This window comes from Arenibacter echinorum, assembly GCF_003259375.1.
Lineage (GTDB): Bacteria > Bacteroidota > Bacteroidia > Flavobacteriales > Flavobacteriaceae > Arenibacter > Arenibacter echinorum.
In genome coordinates, this window is record NZ_QLLN01000013.1 from 1 (window position 1) to 20,339 (window position 20,339).

The 20,339-nt window shown below is 33.5% G+C and carries 19 protein-coding genes; 16 read left to right on the top strand and 3 right to left on the bottom strand.

Annotation, left to right across the window (positions count from 1 at the left end; translation table 11 throughout):
- Nucleotides 1-29 precede the first annotated feature (29 nt).
- The 10 genes from LV92_RS21345 (at nt 30) to LV92_RS21390 (ending at nt 10,857) form a co-directional block, all read left to right on the top strand.
- Complete coding sequence (locus LV92_RS21345; RefSeq protein WP_111622997.1) at nt 30-560, top strand: sigma-70 family RNA polymerase sigma factor; 531 nt, start codon at nt 30-32, stop codon at nt 558-560.
- A gap of 62 nt (nt 561-622) precedes the next feature.
- Entirely contained in the window at nt 623-1,504 is an 882-nt protein-coding gene (locus LV92_RS21350) for a PhzF family phenazine biosynthesis protein (RefSeq protein WP_111622996.1), read from the top strand.
- A 157-nt stretch (nt 1,505-1,661) separates the two neighbouring features.
- Nucleotides 1,662-2,984 (top strand): agmatine deiminase family protein, encoded by a 1,323-nt coding sequence (locus LV92_RS21355; RefSeq protein WP_111625623.1) that lies wholly within the window; start codon nt 1,662-1,664, stop codon nt 2,982-2,984.
- 46 nt (nt 2,985-3,030) lie between these two features.
- Entirely contained in the window at nt 3,031-3,609 is a 579-nt protein-coding gene (locus LV92_RS21360) for a sigma-70 family RNA polymerase sigma factor (RefSeq protein WP_111625624.1), read from the top strand.
- A gap of 67 nt (nt 3,610-3,676) precedes the next feature.
- Nucleotides 3,677-4,996 (top strand): NAD(P)-binding domain-containing protein, encoded by a 1,320-nt coding sequence (locus LV92_RS21365; RefSeq protein WP_111625625.1) that lies wholly within the window; start codon nt 3,677-3,679, stop codon nt 4,994-4,996.
- Between the two features lie 236 nt (nt 4,997-5,232).
- The gene (locus LV92_RS21370) at nt 5,233-5,799 is read left to right on the top strand and encodes a hypothetical protein (RefSeq protein WP_111625626.1); all 567 of its coding nucleotides are present in this window, start codon (nt 5,233-5,235) and stop codon (nt 5,797-5,799) included.
- A gap of 307 nt (nt 5,800-6,106) precedes the next feature.
- Nucleotides 6,107-7,339 (top strand): adenylate/guanylate cyclase domain-containing protein, encoded by a 1,233-nt coding sequence (locus LV92_RS21375; protein WP_111625627.1) that lies wholly within the window; start codon nt 6,107-6,109, stop codon nt 7,337-7,339.
- An 81-nt stretch (nt 7,340-7,420) separates the two neighbouring features.
- The gene (locus tag LV92_RS21380) at nt 7,421-8,620 is read left to right on the top strand and encodes a HEPN domain-containing protein (RefSeq protein ID WP_111625628.1); all 1,200 of its coding nucleotides are present in this window, start codon (nt 7,421-7,423) and stop codon (nt 8,618-8,620) included.
- A 397-nt stretch (nt 8,621-9,017) separates the two neighbouring features.
- Nucleotides 9,018-10,055 carry a Fic family protein gene (locus LV92_RS21385; RefSeq protein WP_111625629.1) on the top strand — a complete coding sequence of 346 codons (1,038 nt, stop codon included), beginning with the start codon at nt 9,018-9,020 and terminating at the stop codon, nt 10,053-10,055.
- Nucleotides 10,056-10,368: 313 nt separating this feature from the next.
- Nucleotides 10,369-10,857, top strand: coding sequence for a GNAT family N-acetyltransferase (locus LV92_RS21390; RefSeq protein ID WP_111625630.1), 489 nt, complete (start codon nt 10,369-10,371; stop codon nt 10,855-10,857).
- A gap of 218 nt (nt 10,858-11,075) precedes the next feature.
- Here LV92_RS21390 and LV92_RS21395 read toward each other — a convergent pair whose 3' ends face one another.
- The 3 genes from LV92_RS21395 to LV92_RS21405 all read right to left on the bottom strand — a co-directional run bounded on the left by LV92_RS21395 (nt 11,076) and on the right by LV92_RS21405 (nt 13,980).
- The gene (locus tag LV92_RS21395) at nt 11,076-12,212 is read right to left on the bottom strand and encodes an acyl-CoA dehydrogenase family protein (RefSeq protein WP_111625631.1); all 1,137 of its coding nucleotides are present in this window, start codon (nt 12,210-12,212) and stop codon (nt 11,076-11,078) included.
- 27 nt (nt 12,213-12,239) lie between these two features.
- The gene (locus LV92_RS21400; protein ID WP_111625632.1) at nt 12,240-13,106 is read right to left on the bottom strand and encodes a helix-turn-helix domain-containing protein; all 867 of its coding nucleotides are present in this window, start codon (nt 13,104-13,106) and stop codon (nt 12,240-12,242) included.
- Nucleotides 13,107-13,284: 178 nt separating this feature from the next.
- Nucleotides 13,285-13,980 (bottom strand): cupin domain-containing protein, encoded by a 696-nt coding sequence (locus LV92_RS21405; RefSeq protein WP_111625633.1) that lies wholly within the window; start codon nt 13,978-13,980, stop codon nt 13,285-13,287.
- 527 nt (nt 13,981-14,507) lie between these two features.
- On the opposite strand from LV92_RS21405, the gene LV92_RS21410 reads away from it, so the two are divergent.
- The 6 genes from LV92_RS21410 (at nt 14,508) to LV92_RS21435 (ending at nt 20,212) form a co-directional block, all read left to right on the top strand.
- Nucleotides 14,508-15,665, top strand: coding sequence for an integrase core domain-containing protein (locus LV92_RS21410; protein ID WP_170126372.1), 1,158 nt, complete (start codon nt 14,508-14,510; stop codon nt 15,663-15,665).
- Nucleotides 15,666-15,719: 54 nt separating this feature from the next.
- Nucleotides 15,720-16,388, top strand: a complete 669-nt coding sequence (locus tag LV92_RS21415) for a DUF4304 domain-containing protein (protein WP_111625635.1) — start codon at nt 15,720-15,722, stop codon at nt 16,386-16,388.
- Nucleotides 16,389-16,563: 175 nt separating this feature from the next.
- Nucleotides 16,564-17,247, top strand: a complete 684-nt coding sequence (locus LV92_RS21420) for a hypothetical protein (RefSeq protein WP_211323025.1) — start codon at nt 16,564-16,566, stop codon at nt 17,245-17,247.
- A 142-nt stretch (nt 17,248-17,389) separates the two neighbouring features.
- Nucleotides 17,390-18,154 carry a type I methionyl aminopeptidase gene (map, locus tag LV92_RS21425; protein WP_111625636.1) on the top strand — a complete coding sequence of 255 codons (765 nt, stop codon included), beginning with the start codon at nt 17,390-17,392 and terminating at the stop codon, nt 18,152-18,154.
- Between the two features lie 713 nt (nt 18,155-18,867).
- Complete coding sequence (locus LV92_RS21430; protein WP_146613564.1) at nt 18,868-19,515, top strand: helix-turn-helix domain-containing protein; 648 nt, start codon at nt 18,868-18,870, stop codon at nt 19,513-19,515.
- A 109-nt stretch (nt 19,516-19,624) separates the two neighbouring features.
- Nucleotides 19,625-20,212: a hypothetical protein gene (locus LV92_RS21435; protein WP_111625638.1), complete on the top strand. Its 588-nt coding sequence runs from the start codon at nt 19,625-19,627 to the stop codon at nt 20,210-20,212.
- The last annotated feature ends 127 nt before the right edge of the window (nt 20,213-20,339 follow it).

Here is a 20,339-nt window from a genome sequence, read left to right on the forward strand (position 1 = left end):
GTTATGTGTAAGCTGAAAAAACCAAAATTGTGAAAACTGAAATTAATACTATTTGGATTGACCTAAATGAAGAACTTTATAAGTTTATTTTGGAGAAAATAAAAGATGAACAAACGTCAAAAGATATTCATCAAGAGGTTTTTTTGAAAATTCAAACTAAAATTCATCAATTAAAACATACTTCTAAACTTACATCTTGGGTTTATCAAATTACAAGAAATAGTATTGTTGATTATTTTAAAAAAGTAAAAAATAGTAATATATCAATAAATGACTTAGATATTCCAGAAATAGACACTAATAATTTTGATTATTCAAATTTAACAAACTGTATCAATCAAAAAATAGAAAACCTTTCTTCCCAACATAAAGAAGCAATTATTTTAACTTCATTTAAAAACTATTCACAAAAAGAGTTAGCAGAACATTTAAAAATCTCTTATTCGGGGACGAAATCAAGAGTTCAAAAAGCTAAAGAAATTTTAAAAGAAAACATTTTAGATTGCCCAAATGTAGAATCGGATAGTACAGGTAAATTAATAGATTTTGAAAATAATTAAAATTTACTACGTCTTTTTCTAACTAATAGCGTCCATCTTATATAACATATAAAAAAATAAAAATGGACAGTTCAAAAAAAGTTATTAACGTACAAATTCTTAACGCTTTTGCAGAAAACGGTAAAGGTGGTAATCCAGCAGGTGTCGTTTTAAATGCAGATGAATTATCTGATAAAAATAAACTTGAGATTTCTAAAAAAGTAGGTTTATCAGAAACTGCTTTTGTTTCAAAATCTAAAACGGAAGATTTTAAATTAGATTTCTTCACTCCAAATAAACAAATAGCACATTGTGGACACGCTACTGTGGCTACATTTTCTTATTTAAAACAAATAGGAGCTCTAAAAAATGATAGTTCTTCAAAAGAAACCATAGATGGGAAACGAAAAATAGAAATAATTGGTGATTTAGCATTTATGGAACAATTGGCTCCAAAATATACTGATGTAAGTCACAAAGAAACTGTGATTCTAAAATCATTAGGATTAAAGAAAACGGACTTGATTCCAAATGCACCAATCCAATTAGTAAACACAGGAAATTCATTTATACTCGTTCCTGTTAAAAGCAATGAGATTTTAAAGAATATAATTCCAGATTTTGACTTGATAAGCAAGGTTAGTGATGAATTTGATTTAATTGGCTACTATTTATTTTCTACAGATACAGAATATGACGCTACTTCAAGAATGTTTGGTCCTCGTTATGGAATATTAGAAGAATCAGGAACAGGAATGGCGGCTGGACCACTTGGATGTTATTTATTTGACATTTTAAAAATCAAGAAAAAAAGTTTTAACATTCAACAAGGAAAATATATGAAAGAGCCTTCACCAAGTCTAATTATTGTTAAATTACGAATCGATGACGAAAAAATAAAGGATTTAATGGCTGGTGGAAAAGGAATACTAAATAGACAATTAGAGGTTGAAATAAACATCTAAAAGCCTGCACATAACAATGTATATAAAAAGTAGGCGAAATATCAGTAAAATCAAGAGTTTTGGCTCGTGTCAAACTTTGTGCTTAACCGAAAGTTTAGAGCTTCGAAATCGCCTACTTTTCATATACTAACCGTTAGCATCAATAAAATCATCAACAATGAAATATATTTTAACCATATTTATACTACTAACCATTTTTAGTTGCAATCAAAAAAATGGTGAACAAGGCATTGATGAATCAGCCTTTTATATGCCGGCCGAATGGGAAACTCACCAGGCTATTTGGCTAGGCTGGAGAGAAAGAAAAAACACACAATTTCAAGAAGGGATTGCTGAGTTAATAAAGACGCTTACACCTACAGTAAAAGTCAAAATAGCAGTATCATCAGATAGCCTGTTACAGGTAGCAAAGAAATATCTGAGTCTTCAAAAGGTCGATAGTACCAGACTAGAATTTCACGTTATACCAGGCGAACAATATTGGATTCGCGACTATGGTGCAGCATTTTTAGTCAACAAAAAAGGTGAATTAGGGGTTGCAGATTTTGGCTTTGATCAATATGGTCTTCCTGAATTTTTGCGATTAATGCATGAGGGCAATGTCGATAGCATTCGCAAATACTCAGAACTTTGGATTAACCCTAAAACGACTATGGTCGACAGTTTGATGGCAAAAGTTGAAAATGCTGTTATTCAAAAAACGAGTGTTGTACATGAAGGAGGCAATATTGAAGTGAATGGGAAAGGAACACTCATAATCTGTGAAAGCGCTGTATTCAACAGAAATCCCAATCGTACTAAGAAAGAAATTGAAAAAGAGTTTAAAAGGGTCCTTGGAGTCTCAAATATCATTTGGCTCAAACAAAGCCTGGCAGATGATCCAAATGGTTTTTACAGAAGGATTACTGACAATTATGTCGGTGGAGGTGTGCAGCATTCAGACGAATTTGTACGATTTTCAGATGCGAATACGATTTTATTGGCTTGGGTTGACGAGGATGAAAAGGATTTGAATCCCATAAATAGAATAAACTATGAAAGAATGAGTGAGAATCTTAGAATTCTTGAAAATTCTACCGATCAGGATGGCAAGCCATTTACCATTGTTAAGGTCCCGTTACCAGAACTTATCACTGAGAAAATTATAGCTACGGAAAATATAGACTTTTCAGAGAATTCACTTGACTTACCTCCCAGTTGGTTTCTTCCTTCTGAAAGACCGCAAGAAGGAGATACATTATTGAGAATACCTGCAGCAAGTTATATGAACTATCTGGTCACTAATGGCTTGGTAATTCTACCGACATATACTAGAATGGGCACCTCTGAAAAAAGAGAGAAAGAGGTCGAACAGATTTTTAAAAAGCAATTCCCTGGTCGTAAAATCGTATTTCTTGACTTCATGCCGCAGAATTGGGACGGAGGTGGAATACATTGCTCTACGCAACAACAGCCAAAAACTGATGCTAACAAAAAATAAACGCCATTAAAACAGGCGTTTATTCAGAACGTTGCAGCTAATCAATATGAAGAAAATTGAAAAATATAAAGAAGTCTCTTCCCTTTGGATTGAATATAAAAGTGGATTAAAATATTATATTTTAAAAAAGCTTAAAAATGAAGATCTAGCTGATGAATTATCTCATGAGGTATTAATGAAAATTTACAATTCCTGTTGCTCGGGGAATGAGATAAAAAATATTAAATCATGGATGTATCAAATTGCCCATAATACGGTGATTGATTATTTAAAATCAGAAAATAAATTCACAAATGAAGTCACTGAAAAATTCGAATCAGATGAAAATAATACTTATGAAGAGGCTGAAAAATTCTTGGAGCCTCTTATAAAATTATTACCTGATAAATATGCTCTCCCTCTTTTATTGTCAGATATTGAAGGAGTAAGCCAAATTGAAGTTTCCAAAAAAATGAATTTGAGTTTAACGGCCACTAAAAGCAGAATTCAACGTGCAAGAAAATTATTGAAAGAGAAAATTATTGAATGTAGCAATTTGGAAATAAATGCCAAAGGAAGGCCTATTTCTATTGAAATTAAAGCAGATTGTAAACCGTTGAAAAAAAACCCAAAAAATAATAATTAATAAATTTTGCGTCTTTTTGTATCTTAATTAGTCTTGGTTATGATATTGAATCTAAAACTAAGAAATAATGAATAATCACGATTTACCAGTAGCGATAATTGGCGGAGGTCCAGTAGGTTTGTCCGCAGCCGCACATCTTAAAAAAAGCAATCAGCCATTTATTCTTTTTGAAACAGGAAGTCAAATTGGCGCTAATATTTTAAAATGGGGACACGTAAGGTTGTTTTCACCTTGGGAATATAATATTGACAAGGCAGCAGAAACCTTATTACGAGAAGCACAATTGCCAATTCCAAACAAAGCAGATGTTCCATATGGAAAGGAAATTATTGAAAATTATTTAAAGCCACTTGCAAATTTACCAGGCATTAAAGAACATATTAATTTGAATTCGAAGGTAATCGCCATTGGAAGAAGCGGTTTAGATAAAATGAAAGATGCCAAGAGAGAAGAACTTCCTTTTTCTATTCAAGTTATTGAAAATGGAAAATTTAAGCTGTATGAAGCTAAAGCAGTAATTGATGCTTCAGGTACTTGGCAAAGTCCAAATCCTGTAGGGTCTGGTGGAATATTTGCACTTGGTGAGGTGGATAATAGAGCCCAAATATATTATGGTATGCCCGATATCAATGAAGCAGATGAGGATAAATATGCCAATAAAACTACTTTAGTCGTGGGCGGAGGGCATTCGGCTATTGGAACTATTTTAGCATTAAATGATCTCATTCATAAATACCCAAAAACAAAAATTCATTGGGTATTGCGAAAAAAGCAAGTTAGTGATGTGTATGGTGGTCAAGAGGCTGATAAGTTTAAGGCAAGAGGTGCTTTAGGTATTCAAATTGAAAAATTGGTGAATTCAGGAGCTATTGAGATTCATACGCCTGTATATATTCATGAAATTGAAAAAAATAAGGACCAATTAGTAATTAAAGGCTTAAAACACAAAGACAACTTTGTTTTGGAGGGTATAGATGAAATAATTAGCAATACAGGCTCTCGTCCCGATTTTAATTTCTTAAGAGAAATTCGCTTTGACTCAGATTCAGCTCTTGAAAGCGTTCCTAAGCTGGCCAATTTAATTGATCCAAATATTCATAGCTGTGGTACTGTACGACCACATGGGGAGGCAGAATTAAGGCAAAAGGAAAAAGGTTTTTATATCGTTGGGATGAAAAGCTATGGACGTGCTCCTACCTTTTTAATGACTACAGGTTATGAGCAAATAAGGTCAATAGTCGCTTTCTTGAACGGTAATTTTGAAAGTGCAAAACGAGTAGAATTAAATTTACCAGAAACTGGTGTTTGTAGCTCAGGAATCAATACGGCAATTAAAGAAGCTGAGGTCAAATTAAAAAGCAGCTGTGCTGCGAGTTGTGGTGTATAAATTAATAGTTATCCTACTATTCTATTTAGTTATCAGCAATTTACTGAACAAAAGACATCAAACGGAGAGGAAGTATTAATGAAGAACTAGCTACAATAATGTATTAAAGCAATAGCGGTTTGGGTGTTTACCTGAACCGTTTTTGTGCTTAATTCAGTATCTTGTTCTCTGAAAAGTAAGTGCGATTAAATCCGCTACTGCTCTTATTCTAAACGTTATCGGGAATTAGATAAAAAATGAACGAAAAACTAAAAAAAAGACTTCAAGAAATGATTACCGAATATAAAAAGGTTTCTAAAGCCGATTTATCTGACGGACAAAAATACTTTTATGAATACACTGAACAGGCTTTTAATGCAGTTCTAAATATTGATGAATGGATTCAGAAATCTCCTGAAGAAAAACAAAGTTACAGGATATTTCAAGTAGAAAAAATGCGTTCAAGAAACGAGGATGTCACCAAGAATTTACTTGAAATTGAATTATATGCTAAAGTCAAAGAAGTTATACCTTATGCAATGGCTTCAAGTTATGTTATAAATAATCAGAAAAAACATCTTACACAAGATTTGATTGAATTCTGTGAAAGACAACTTGAAATAATTGATGAGAATAAAAAAGTTATGGAGTTACCTAATAAATTAGATTTGGAAAAAGCCTTCGAATGTTATTTTAATCATATTAAGCCTGACAGAATACCCTCATTGAAATCATATAAACAACCTGAAGTACAAAACAAAATTGGAGAATTATATAATCTATTTGAAAGAATAATAACTACCTACAACAATGGTTATAATTAATACGGGTTTAGGTGCTTAACCCAAAGTTTAGTGTATTTTTATAAAGTCCGCCAAATCTTCGGGATTTTGCTTTTTAGCGGGACAAAGAAAAAACCACGCTAAAAAGCGTGGCAGGCGAAAACCCGCCCGAACGCCCGCCTGAATAACAAAGTCGGGCAGGTAGCAGTTCGGTACGGGCGGGCAAAAAAATTTTACTATGTGCGTGGCGGAAAGCAAACGCTATTTTCCCCCGTACTGTGTTCATAGCTCAACCGTTAGCTATAATTTGAAGGTAGTCACCTATTTAGATAAAAACAATTAGAACATAATGCCCAATAGTGATAAAAGCAAAACTCCAATTTCCCAAAGAATAGTTGATATTGGAGCTAATAAGGAGTTTTCCATAACTGAGAATAGGTATCTGCGCATAACAAATATCGCTTCTATCCTTGGCATCTTGTTCATGGTGATGTGGATGATTACTGCTTTTTGCATTTCAGATTCCCCAATACTTTACGGAAGCAACGGATTGTTAGCATTGATGTTTTCATTCGTTCTAATATTCAATGGCAAAGGTTGGCGGGTATTGGCTTCAACTTGGTTTACAGCTACGTCTTATATTGGAATTATTCTATTTCTTTATTTGTTGGGTTACTCGTCAGGGGTTTGGGTCATTTGTTTCATCATAATAATTACTCCATACATGACTTTCCCCAAAAGTGCTAGGAAATTAGCTATTGGTTTTAGCATGCTGGGGGTCTTGACTTTGATTTTTTCGGTTACGTTTCAATCCAAATTTAATCCTCACTATGATGTACTTGACCCGTATTTCCTGCAAATGTTTAACATCAGCACAACAGGACTGATTTGCCTTACAATCGCATGGACTTTGTCTGTGCTGATTGATAGATCAGAGGAGTCATTGAGGGTTGAGCAAAAAAGATCAGATGATCTTCTGCATAATATTCTTCCTGTAAATGTGGCAAGAGATCTAAAGGAAACTGGTAAAACAGTGCCCAAAAGGCACAAAAATGTAACTATTCTGTTTACTGACTTCAAAGGCTTTACGGAGTTGGTAGCTAGCATTCCGGCAATCACTTTGGTCAATGAACTCAATGATATTTTTGGCCGATTCGATGAGATTGTTGAGGAGGCAGGAGTTGAAAAAATTGAAACAATTGGGGATGCATATATGGCTGCATGTGGCCTTGAAGAAGCGGTTAAAGATCATGCCATTAATTGTATTAAAGCTGCACAACAGATGCTATCCTATCTGGAGGAGAGAAATAAGAAACATGAAATAAAATGGAGGATGAGAGTTGGGGTACATTCGGGACCAATAGTGGCTGGCGTAGTTGGAAAGAAGAAATTTAACTATGATCTCTTTGGAGATACAGTTAATACGGCAAGTCGGATGGAATCATCAGGAGAGCCTGGCAAAATAAATATATCAGAAACAACCTACCAGCTTGTCAAAAATGATATCAGTTGCGAAACTAGGGAGAAAATTCAAGCTAAAGGAAAAGGAGAATTGGAAATGTATTTTATAAAATATAGCTAACAATATGTATACTGCATGGCACCCTGCGGGATGGTACGACACCATACACAAACACGTTAGCATTAATAATACAAAACCACATTGAATAAAAAATTAGACGTTTTCTACTCTGCTATAGTTGAATCCGCAGACGATAGTATTCTAGAATTAAACCCTATACTGAAACCGCTTGGTTATCATTTTGTCGGTTATGAATATGAAGATTTTATTAGTGAAAAGCTAGAGGAATTAAGTCCTTCTACCCACAAAAACTTATTCGCTGACGACACGTCAAATAACAGTTACATAATAGATGACAGACCTCAAAAAAGGCATCAAAGTGTATTAGAGCTTTTAAATCATTTGAATATTCAAGTCGATTTTAACAGAACATCTTTCAAGAATAAAGTCTTCTTTTTTGAACGATCTGATAACAATGAAATAGAATCTAGTATGGAAGATGTTTATATGACATCTGGTTTTGAAATCGTCTGTAATCGATTAACAAAGTTATTTTCTGTTTTTCTAGAATATCCCCTCCAATTTGGAACAATTAATAAAACATCGATAGGTATTTCGTCGCGAATGCAATATCTAGAAAGAACAATATTCAAAGCTCCTAACAGCCGGATTTTTCAAAACAGGGACTTATCTGGTTTGAAAAGGACTGAAAATCCCCTTTTCATCAATCTTGTTCAAAAAATAATACAGGATGTCCACTCTCTAAAAACCCTTCCAATTCAATCTGACAGAGCCTTAAATGTTAAGGAACTAAATTTACATTTGACCGAATTCAGATACATAGATTTTGCTATTGAGTTATTCAACAATGCAGAAAATGTCCCAGTAAACAATTTGGATAACTTTATACACCTAAAAGTAAAACTAACTCTACTAATTTTATGTCTGGAAAGCTTATTCAATAATGGAACAAATCCAATTTCACATACAATAGCTAGACATTATTCAATTTTATTTTGGAACCCTGGTTTGTTTGATAAAAATTATAAGCTTATTAAATATTATTATTCATTGAGAAGTAAATTTGTTCATGGAGCAATGGATGAATCACCCGTAAAAGTCAATAAGGACATCAAAAAAAAGATTAAAACTATTGGTCTTGATTCTCCTTCCGATTTATTGAGTTTGGTTGCGGATTTGCGATATAAGGTAAAAGTTGCAATTGAATTAGTGTTAATGGAGAATAAAGATAAAACAGAGCTATTTTCTCATTTGAACGCAAGAGGAATTGACCCAAATGAATATTATCCAGAATCGGGACTCAAACCTAAGCCATATTGAAAAATTACTTATGCTAACAAAACCTAAACGTAATGCGGACTTCAGGTCTTAATCGAAAGGTCTGTGTATATTTATGATGTCGCTAAATCTTATGGATTTAGCTTTGCAAAAGAAAAAATAAAACTAAACAATGAGCTTTAGCTTTGTGCGCAGATCACGCCTTTAGCGTGACAGGCGGAAACGGGCCAGCGCGCCAACTCGCCCGCTGCTAACGCAGACGGCGTACCTCCGCACTATGCTTAGCTCAGGCGTTAGGCGTAATTTTGACCCGTATTATTACCGTATATTTTCGTATCCCAACGTATCATTATCTTCAAATTTATATCGTATCATTATCGTATATTTTCGTATCATATCGTATATTTGTTGAGAATATGCAAACTAACTCTGCTATAATATGAACCAAGTACACACATTAAATATTGAAATTGACTGGAAATTAATTTCAATTATTAGCAAAATAGACAGGTTTGATGCAGAATGGACCTCAATTGAAAAAAAAGAAGGTCAAAGTCTAAAGCAACTAAAAGCAATAGCAACAGTAAGAAGTGTCGGTGCTTCAACAAGAATTGAAGGTTCTAAAATGAGTAATGAAGAAGTTGATGTTCTATTAAGTGATTTAACAATCGACAAATTAGAAGATAGAGACTCTCAAGAAGTTGCTGGTTATTTTGAAGTTTTGGATTTAATTACCGAATCTAATGACGGAATTGATATAACCGAAAATTCACTCAAAAACTTACACAATAGATTACTAAAATATAGTGCAAAGGACGACTGGCATAAAGGAAATTACAAACAACTTAGCAATAGTGTAGAAGCCACATTCCCAGATGGCTCAAAGCAAATAATTTTTGAAACAGCTAAACCGGGAATAGAAACTGAAGATGCAATGAGAGCCTTAATAGAATGGTTTACTAATGACCTAGAAACTCATCCATTAGTGAAAACCGCAATATTTTGCTACGAATTTGTAAGTGTTCATCCATTTCAAGATGGTAATGGCAGACTTAGTAGATTGCTTTCATCTCTATTACTTCTAAAGTTTGGATATAAATGGATTCAATATGTAAGTTTTGAACATGAAATAGAAAACCGAAAAGTAGAATATTATCAAGAATTAAGAAAGTGTCAAGCTCAGCGACCTGGAGAAGAAATTACTACATGGATATATTTTTTCTTTGATGCATTAATTAATATTCAAAATCAACTTATGGCAAAACTTAATACTGAGGGAATAGAGTCAAGTCTTTCACCAAAAGAAAAATCTATTTTAGTGTTTATTTCAGATCATCCTGGAACAAAATCAGGTGAAATAGCAACTAAACTCAATATTCCTAATCCCACAGTTAAAAAGATACTATCTGAACTTGTGAGTAAAAATCTTATTGAAAAATATGGTTCAGGTCCAGGAACAAATTATGGTATAAAATAGGACTCGAGATGGTCCCAAGCATGGTCCATGAAAAATAATAATCAAATTAAAAAAACTGGACCACAATCATGGTTGGTGGACCAGTAAAAAAACAACGCCTAACACTATATATTGCAAATAGGGCGATTAGTGTTTAATTGAAAGATTGTTCTCTATTTATAAAGTCGCTAAATCTTTTGATTTGGTGTTAAAAGAAAAAAATTAAAACAAAACACAAAAGATTTGGCTTGTGGCTAAACCAAAAAAAATCGTATGTTTTCTGCCCCACTTGCCATATATTTAACGTTGTAGCTAATTTAAGAAACTATAAATATTGAATATTAGAAAAGCAATAGAATCCGATTTTGACCAAGTTTGGCTGATATTCTCAGAAGTCATTAAAACGGGAGACACCTATGTCTTCAACCCAAATACACCAAAAAAGGATTTGAAAAAGCATTGGTTTGCTGATTATATGGAAACTTATGTAATCGAAGAGAATGGACAAATACTCGGAACATATATTATCAAACCTAACCAAATAGATTTAGGAAATCATATTGCAAATTGTAGTTATATGGTAAATCCCGACACGCAAGGAAGAGGGGTTGGAAAAAAACTTTGTGAACACTCACTTGAAATAGCAAAACAACATAATTTCGAAGGAATCCAGTTTAATATTGTGGTAAGCACAAATAAAGGAGCAGTAGAATTATGGAAAAAATACGGATTTGAAATAATTGGAACCACGCCAAAAGGTTTTAGACATTCTGAATTAGGTCTGGTTGATACATATATTATGTATAAAAATTTGAAAGAATAGTAATAAAAACTAGATACAACACAACCTATAAACAATACGGGCTTAGGTTTTAAACGCTAAGGTTTGCGTATTTTTATGATGTCGCGAAATCTTTGGGATTTCGCTTTGACACAAAAAAAAGAAAAAACAAAACCAAAAAATTTCGATATGTGCGTGGCGGAAAGCAAATGCTAGTTTGCTCCCGTACTGTACATAGCTCAACCGTTGCCATTAATTTACTATTTCAATAAAAACTCTCCTGTAAAATGCTGTTGTTTCTTTTCAGGTAAAGTATGAAAGCCAATGGCTTGCATGTCCCGGAAGAGTCGTTCAAGTTCAAATTTTCGATAAAAACTTTGTCCGCCTACTGTTTCCATCGCTTTATTGACAGTTTCTGTACATGCATTTGCCACCAATGTCTTTCTAGCCAATATTTCAACACCTGTCCTTTCTTCAGCTTGAAAATCTAAATCATTGGCTATTTCAATCATATCTTTATGAAGCACTTGAGCCAATGTAAGGCTATTGTACATTTCTCCAAGCAACAAAGTACTATGAAGTGGTCTGCTTTGTTTTGCTTTTGACTTTTCAAGAGTAATCTTCATCGCTTTTTGTGCAATTCCTATATAAGGAGCCATGATTAAGGGCAATGCCACGGTTAAAACAACATTCCAAAAAAGGGGGAACTCGCCTTTTGCTCTTTTCATACCTATGGAGTCTTCTGGAACAAACACATTAGTAAGGGTCACGGTCTGTGAACCTGTTCCGCGCATTCCCAATGTATGCCAATCATCCAATAGTTCTATCCCGTCAGATTTCATAGCTACTGTAAAATGGAGTATTTGCCATCCCTCTTCTGGATCATTAAAGGGTACGCTCGTCACCAAGAGATCACCTATTGCCGACTGACTTGCAAATTGTTTTCTTGCAGAGACCAAATAACCATTGTTTGTTCTTTTCATGGTTCCATTAGAATCTAGCCAGTCACGTGCACCAGTACTGACTAGCACCATGTTCTTGTCCACTACCTCCTTTAAGAATTCTTGACAGGTGCCTTCGTGTTTATATTTCCAGATATTTGCTGCAAGAAGATGTTGGTGCATAGACAATGCCAATGCCGTAGAAGGACAATACTGCGCTATTTTAACCAATATAGCACACATATCCGTAAAGCAAATTCCATCACCTCCCAACGCCTTTGGAATCATGGCTGTTAAATATCCATGCTTTTTCAATAACTGATAATTATCGGTTACAAAGGTATCAGTCTGATCGTGGGCAATTCCATTTGCAGCTAACTGGTCACCAAGCTGGTCTATTTGATTTAACCAGTGCTTTGAAGGAATTTCAGTTACCTTGTTTTCATGAATATTCATAATACATTAAATTTTCTATACTACCGATCAAACAGACAGTTGTGCTTTTTGATATTTTAAAGGAGTAATTCCATTCTCGTTCTTGAAAACCCTAGCAAAATGGGCAGGACTTTCAAAACCACTATCAAAAGCTACTTCATATACTTTTTGATTGGTATTCTCCAATAATCGTTTCGCATGAAGAAGTCTTTTTTTAGTAAGCCATTTTCCTGGTGATGTTCCATAATCACTATAAAAGTCGCGATTAAAAGTACTTAAGCTTCTGTTCGATAGTCTTGCAAATTCTTCTAGTGATAAATTATAAACAAAATTGGACTCCATTATGTTTTTAACCGATGGTTTAACCTCTTGGGCAATCTGTTTAAAATAGCTCCCAATTTCAGGGTTATAAGGCAGTGACAAAATATTGACCAACAATTCTTGAAATTTAATTTCCATTAAATATTTTGAAGGCTTTTCTTGATTAAAAAAGTAATCTAACATTGAAGTAAAATACGTACTTAACGTTCTATCCATTTTCAGTGGAATTGCACTATCACTTTGAATACTACTTTTTTGATTGGCACCTATTTCAGGTTTTTGTGACATAAAATCCTTGACATAAGAATCAGGAATAAAGATTACTATGGCACAAAAATTTGAGTCAAAATACTTCTCAATTATATTTGCCCCTTTTTTCACAAAAAGGACTTCATTGGCATGAACCATATAGCTATGCTCTAGCGTTCGCCATTTCTTTTTACCCTCTAGTACATAAATAAAATAATTTAGATGGTTCCAAGTAGTGAATATGGATTTTTCCTCCGTACATCGATATTCCGAAAACATAAGTGACGACACTTCAATTTTCTTGAATGTAGGGGTGTTTTTAGCTATGTCGTAACCGTTACCCATTATTGTAAGTATATTTACACTTTGAAAAATACTGCTTTTTAAAAGAATGAACTCATTATAAACATCTTAGACAATAATAAACTATTATTTGAGTCGACAAATATCACAACGCTTTGTTTTCTTAATATGAGAAAATTCAAGTAATCATATCAGTTTACTATAAACCTAAGAACCATTTCTAATCGATTTTTACAGGTTTTAAAATAAGGTCGTTGTCCGATGCCAATTTGGCGAATTCCTCTGCACTTAGGGTATTAGATGGTTCCGTTCCAGGCTCTACTCCAACATTTTTGAAAAAATCCAATAAACCATGTTTGGCATTTGGCACAGTAGCGAAAACCAATTTTAATGGTTCATTACCGGTATTTTGAAAGGAGTGCCATTCTCCTGGTGCCGTATACCATACATAGCCTTCTTTAACAATTGTTTCCTTACGTTCATCGTTCTCATAACTAATTACGATACCCGTTCCTGAAAGAAAATAAGCAATCTCTTCCGTTTTATTATGTTTGTGCTCTGGTAAAGCTCCACCTATTCCCAACTCATATTTTGAAAAACCTGAAGAAGCATCAGGGTGACTTTCAGGGTCCATATAAATTTGAAGCAACCCTCCAGACCCAAGTTTGTCTTTGCTCTCTGGAAATATCCACAATTGTTGAGTGTCCTCAGGCTTTAATATTCTCTTACTAGTGTGTGTATGTGTTGAATTATCGTGAATATGAGATTCTACTTTATCGTCAAGAGAAAGTGCAGTTATTGCGTTATCTTTTTTCTCAGATTTATCCACATTTTCACCACAACCTTGAACGATGATAAATAATATGGTTATTGCAGCTAATTTCATTACCTTATTGTTCTTTTTGTTTTTAAGCATAGTTGAAATATTTATGATTATTATTAACTTCCTATTTTAAGAATCAAAACTAGACAGAATATAAGTATTTTAACTGACTAGGGCTTTCAATAAATTGACTGAATGTGTCAAAATAATAATTTTGAAAGAATAACACCTATTTAGAAACTTGCTAAATAACAGTTGCGACTAAAGGAAACCACACACTATTCAGGTTTTAAAACAAAAACTATTGCCAACACGGTGTATAAAACATAGCTAGTAAGTGCTAAACCTATAGGTTCGTGCTTATTTGCGAAGCCGCCAAATTTTTAAATTTGGCTTTTAAAATAAAAAAGTAAAAACAAAATATAAAAAACTGGCTCAGTGCAAAACCTGTAATGTAGTATCCTTTTACACGCTACGTTTCATATACGGAGCCGTTAGCTGTAATTTGGGTACGTTAAAGGGACATCCTTTACAACGTTAAAGTCACATAGTTTACACTTTTTTAGGTTATAATTTGAGATTAATATCAAATTATCATGCCTTGGAAAGAAACAACAACTATGGAACAGAAAATTGAATTTATCTGTGAATGGCGTACAGGAAAATACACCATCACTGAATTATGCAAAGGCTTCGATATCTACAGGCCAACGGCCTATAAATTGATATCCAGGTTCGAAAAGCAAGGTTTTGAGGCCTTAAGGGAACAGTCCAGAGCTCCTGGAAAACATCCCAATGCGACCAGTGAAAATATCGTTGATGGCATTCTAAGTTTAAAGACAAAATACAAGCATTGGGGAGCCAAAGAGATCAGGGAACTGTTGTTTAAAGATTTTACAAAGCAAGAAGTCCCTTCAGTGGTCACCGTCCATAACATCTTAAAGAAAAACGGTTTTGTATGTCCGCAAAAACGGATGCGGAGAGTCGAACCGGTATACCCTATTTTTAATCCAAAATCATGCAATGAGGTATGGAGTGCCGACTACAAGGGAAAGTTTTTGATGGGCAATAAGATCTACTGTCACCCGCTTACCATTGCGGACTCCAAAAGCCGGTTTCTGTTCACTGCAAAAGGACATTACCATGAAAACCTAAGATCTGCCAAGGCCGAGTTTACAAAGGTCTTTAGAACATTCGGCATTCCCCAACAAATATATACGGACAATGGCAGCCCCTTTGGTTCCTTGCGTACCATCCAAAGATTTACGCAACTCTCCTACTGGTTCATAGAACTGGGAATTACACCTGTTTTTTCGGACCCGGCACACCCCGAACAGAACGGACGGCATGAACGTATGCACCGCGATCTAAAAGCGGCCTGTGCAAAACCTTCAGCCTATGACCTGAAAGCGCAGCAAAGACGTCTGAATCACTTTGTAAAGGAATACAACCACATAAGACCACATGAAGCACTGGACATGAAAACACCTGCTGATATGCATCATTTCTCCACTAGGCCGTTCCCTGAAAAAATACCTAACTTTGATTACGATGCCAACTATAAAGTTCTTAAGGTGACACAAAATGGATCTATAAGGTGGAAATCCTATTATTGGGTATACGTGACCGCAGCATTGATAAGAAAATATGTGGGGATCCAGGAAATGGGCAACGGGATTTGGAGGGTATTTTATAGAAACACATTTTTAGGTTTCTTTGATGAAAAGTATTTAAGAAATAATGAGCAAGCAACAAGGTTAGAGACTAATTTAGTGTAAAGGCTAATCTTTAACTTGTGTAAACTATGTGCCTTAACGAACAGTTGAGCAAAAATGACAAACAAAATCGATTATAAAAAGACACTTGACGAAATCCAAAAATTAGTTCACTCGGAATTAAAGGCTGATGGATTTAAGAAAAAAGGGCGAACTCACAATAAAACTCTTGAAAATGGAATAATTCAGGTCGTAAACTTTCAAATGGCTAAATATGAGTTTGACAGTGTTGTTGAAATCCCTGGAATAAGAACCAATCTTTATGGAAATTTTGCAGTAAATATTGGAGTTTTTGTACCTGAATTATATCAATCGATTTTTAACCAAGAACCAAAAGCATTTATTCAGGAATATGATTGTGAAATACGAGAAAGAATAAATGACAAAGAAAGCGGAAAGGAATATTGGTTTTCATTGGGTACAGATTATCAAAAAACAGCTGAATTTATCATCGGAAAACTGAAATCGGACGTGGAAAAATGGTTTGACCGATTTGATGACCACAGAAAAATTGTCTCTGAATTGACCGAATCAAAAGAAATAATGTTCTCGCCAAGAGAAAAACTTTGTGGAGCGATTATAGAATTGGGAATTGACCGTGGAAATGGTGAGCGAATTTTTAACGAATACTATAATTTGATTGAGGACAAAAAACCTCATAAGAATTATGTTTCGGAATTAGCAAAACAGCTGAATATACAATTAACCGAAAAAACCAGCGCATAACAATGGCTATAAGTAATTGCTTGTTCTCGACTACTTCTGAAAATCCACCCACGCCCAAAAGCGTGGCAGGACGGATTTTCAGTTTGGTGTGTACTTGCTAAATTAACCGCTAAACCACGCAACTACTCATAGCCGAGACCGTAGTGCGTCATTTGACAATCAAAACTTTAAAGCTATGCTGATTGAAGATGCAAATAAAGTTTACATCAATATAGGTAAGATTACTTGCTGGATTACCTTCTCGTTCGGACTTGTATATTTATTTATTACATTTCTTGGTTTTCTATCTTTGAGCTCTCCTGAAGAGCCAATCGGAGACCCATACTTTACAATAATGGAATTGCTCGCCATCATAATTGCCCTATTAATGGCGATAAGTATGATTGCAGTTCATTATCATGCTTCGGCAAAATATAAATTACAAAGTCTTTTTGCTCTGTGTTCAATGTTTGTTATGGCAGGAATTACCTCAAGTGTTCATTTTGTAGTACTCACTATGAGTTATCAACTTGAAACTACAACAATGGACGATTTGACTTTACTCTTTTCATTTAAATGGCCATCTGTTGTATACACATTAGATATTCTCGCATGGGATTGGTTCTTTTCACTTTCATTTTTATTCGCCGCTCCAATATTCAATAATGGAAAAATGGAGAAAACGATAAGAGCCCTAATGTTAATTTCAGGAGTCTTAAGTCTTATTGGAATACTTGGAGTTCCTTTTAACGATATGCAAATTAGAAATATCGGAATTATTGGATATGCCGTAATTGCTCCTTTTGTGTTTTTATTAATAGGAATCAATTTCAGTCGAATCGATCGGAATAAAAAAACAAACGCACAACACCGTGTATAATTAATTGCTTGAAAGTGGGTAAAGTTTGTCTCGGAAATCCTAACGGATTTCCTTACTGCAACGCTTTTTTGTTATCTTAGTCGCTTACGCAACTAACCATATACTAAACTATGTGCCTTAACGAACAATTGAAAAAAACGAAATGTCAATAACAAAAGAATCTGAATTAATAGGGATGCAAAAAATTAGTGAAGTTGTTGGAACTACACTAAAATTAATGAGAGAATACGCAAAAGTTGGTATGTCAACTAAAGAGCTTGATGAATATGGAGGAGAAATTTTAAAGAATTATGGCGCTAAATCTGCACCATACGAAACTTATGGATTTCCTGGTTACTCTTGTATAAGTGTAAATAAAGAAGCGGCTCACGGAATTCCATCCAAGAAAAAAATACTGCAAGAAGGAGATTTAATTAATATTGATGTTTCAGCAGAACTAAATGGTTTTTGGTCTGATAATGGAGGTTCTTTTATACTTGGAAAAGACATTCATAATTACCAACCTCTTGTAGATGCTTCTAAAAACATTTTACGCAAAGCAATAGGTAATATTAAAGGCGGAGTAAAAATTTCTGAAATTGGATATTTAATAGAAACAGAAGCTAAAAAGTCAGGATTTAAAGTAATTAAAAATTTGGCTGGCCACGGAGTTGGTAGAAGTTTACATGAAGAGCCTGAAAATATATTAAACTACAGAGTTAAAAGTAACAGAGAACGATTCAAGAAAAATACAACCGTAGCAATAGAAACTTTTATTTCAACAAACTCAACTATTGCTATCGAACAGAATGATGGTTGGACTTTGGTTGGAAACAAAGGTGGATATGTAACCCAACACGAACAAACAATACTTGTAACTGATAACTATCCAGTCATTCTAACAGAATCTAATGAAATTTGGAGTTAAATAACCGGCTACCACAAAGGCTATAAATAATTGCTTTTTATCGTCTGCTTTGAAAATTCCTTCGGAATTTCCAACTTGGTGTGTACTTGCAAAGTTAACCGCTAAACCCCGCAACTACTCATAGCCAAGACCGTTGTACAACATTGGAATACAGTGCGCAATACAAACTTTATATATTAAAAAACTATGCGAAAGGACGATTCAAAAATTAAGAAAAACTAGATTTTAATAATGAATTTAATTTTAGATTTCTTCTTAGTGGGTGGCATCGTAATTATCGCAATAATTTTATTGCGATTTCTCAGAATAAAATCTAAAGAACTACCTCAAAAAGTATTGGTTGTACTTTTATACTTCTATTTTTTGTTGCTCTATTCTTCTATGCTTTATTGCATAATATTATTTGGCTTATAAAACTCAGTTTTTTACCAAACGATATTACAACAATTACTTTAGGACCTTTATTATTTCTTTATGTAAAATCTTTATTCCTAAAAGGAAATAATTTAGTAAAAAAGACTTTCATACATTTTATTCCTACTTTTCTATTTGCTTTAGGTATTACGATTCCAACGATATTGTTCAATAACTTTAAGATAGACGAACTTGCCTATACACATACAAATTTTATACGGAGCATTATAAGAATTGAAAATTTATCCTTTATTCTATACTTAATTATCTCACTACGTTTGTTATCAAAGTATCGAAAATTGACTGAATATAAATATTCGAACATAACGAAATATGATTTTAATTGGATAAAGATTATGCTTTTGTCCACATTGGGTATTATAAGTGTTGATTTGGGACTTAAAATATATGAATCCTTTTTCGGTGATTTTCAATGGAATGTTGACAATATTTCTGTATTGGCTATGATAGTCCTAGTTTCATATTTATCATATTATGGTGTAAACCAATCCAAAGTATTATTACCATCCTTTTTATTCAATAATGAAGTTGAACCTAAAATTAATAAGAAAAACAAAAAGATATTATCTTCTGAGAAAAAAGAAGAGTTTGAAAACCTAAAAAATAGAATTGAACTTATTATAAAAACTAAACAGCCTTATTTGGATGAAGATTTGACATTAGGAAAATTAGCAGAACTACTTTCTACAACAGACAAAAAACTTTCCGCAATGTTAAATCAATACTTGAACACTACATTTTATGATTTAATAAATAAGTATCGTGTAGAAGCTGTAAAAGAAAAGATAAACTTAGATAACTATAAAAATTATAACCTATTTGGAATTGCGTGCGAATGTGGTTTTAAATCGAGAACTAGTTTCAATAGAATTTTCAAAAAAGAAACTGGATTCTCTCCTTCTGACTTCAAAAAAAGTATTTCATAAAAGTTGTTCTATATTTTTTAACATATAATAACATACCAACGCTTCTATTGGTCAACCTAAATCATCATAAATTTATTGATTTGCAGTTAAATTTATAAACTATAATAAAATGAAAAAAAAGGTATTTACATTATTATTTTGTGGACTTGCATTAATTGTAAAGTCACAAAACACACCTGAAAAATCACAAAAACATAGTGTAGAAAAATCAATTTTCGGAATTCAAACAGGATTTGCTGGATTATGGATTAACAACGAACTAAAACTATCAAATCAAATTGCGCTACGAACTGAATTAGGTTTTGATGCTTATGATAATGATGATTTCTATCCTGATGCTGGTTTTCTGCTGACTACCGTTATTACATTAGAACCACGTTGGTATTATAATCTAGATAAACGCGCAAGTAAATCAAAACGAATAGATAATAATAGTGGAAATTTCTTTTCTCTCAAAACAAGTTTTCGTTCAGACGATTTACTTCTCGACTTTGGAGATGAAAAAAACGCACAAATAATAGATAACTTATCAATAATTCCAACTTGGGGAATTAGAAGAAATTTAGGAAACCATTTTAATTTTGAAACGGGTTTTGGAATTGGTTATATTCAATATTTTTCTAAAAATGCTGGGTTTTCAAATAATAAAGAAGAAACTGCGGTAAATCTACATTTACGTATTGGCTATCAGTTTTAGGAATAAAAACGTTGTACAACAACGTTTATAATTAATAGCGATTTGGTTTATAACTCAAATCGCTATTACTTTTTATTTTGTATTTTACTTCTCGAAAAGTAGTGTCTATAAAATCGCTACTACTCAT

Bases quoted from the DNA above. Each gene is read 5' to 3' on its own strand.
- LV92_RS21350 (WP_111622996.1), top strand. From the start codon at position 623: ATGGACAGTTCAAAAAAAGTTATTAACGTACAAATTCTTAACGCTTTT.
- LV92_RS21355 (WP_111625623.1), top strand. From the start codon at position 1,662: ATGAAATATATTTTAACCATATTTATACTACTAACCATTTTTAGTTGC.
- LV92_RS21360 (WP_111625624.1), top strand. From the start codon at position 3,031: ATGAAGAAAATTGAAAAATATAAAGAAGTCTCTTCCCTTTGGATTGAA.
- LV92_RS21365 (WP_111625625.1), top strand. From the start codon at position 3,677: ATGAATAATCACGATTTACCAGTAGCGATAATTGGCGGAGGTCCAGTA.
- LV92_RS21370 (WP_111625626.1), top strand. From the start codon at position 5,233: ATGAACGAAAAACTAAAAAAAAGACTTCAAGAAATGATTACCGAATAT.
- LV92_RS21375 (WP_111625627.1), top strand. From the start codon at position 6,107: ATGCCCAATAGTGATAAAAGCAAAACTCCAATTTCCCAAAGAATAGTT.
- LV92_RS21385 (WP_111625629.1), top strand. From the start codon at position 9,018: ATGAACCAAGTACACACATTAAATATTGAAATTGACTGGAAATTAATT.
- LV92_RS21395 (WP_111625631.1), bottom strand. From the start codon at position 12,212: ATGAATATTCATGAAAACAAGGTAACTGAAATTCCTTCAAAGCACTGG.
- LV92_RS21400 (WP_111625632.1), bottom strand. From the start codon at position 13,106: ATGGGTAACGGTTACGACATAGCTAAAAACACCCCTACATTCAAGAAA.
- LV92_RS21405 (WP_111625633.1), bottom strand. From the start codon at position 13,980: ATGCTTAAAAACAAAAAGAACAATAAGGTAATGAAATTAGCTGCAATA.
- LV92_RS21410 (WP_170126372.1), top strand. From the start codon at position 14,508: ATGGAACAGAAAATTGAATTTATCTGTGAATGGCGTACAGGAAAATAC.
- LV92_RS21415 (WP_111625635.1), top strand. From the start codon at position 15,720: ATGACAAACAAAATCGATTATAAAAAGACACTTGACGAAATCCAAAAA.
- LV92_RS21420 (WP_211323025.1), top strand. From the start codon at position 16,564: ATGCTGATTGAAGATGCAAATAAAGTTTACATCAATATAGGTAAGATT.
- map (WP_111625636.1), top strand. From the start codon at position 17,390: ATGTCAATAACAAAAGAATCTGAATTAATAGGGATGCAAAAAATTAGT.
- LV92_RS21435 (WP_111625638.1), top strand. From the start codon at position 19,625: ATGAAAAAAAAGGTATTTACATTATTATTTTGTGGACTTGCATTAATT.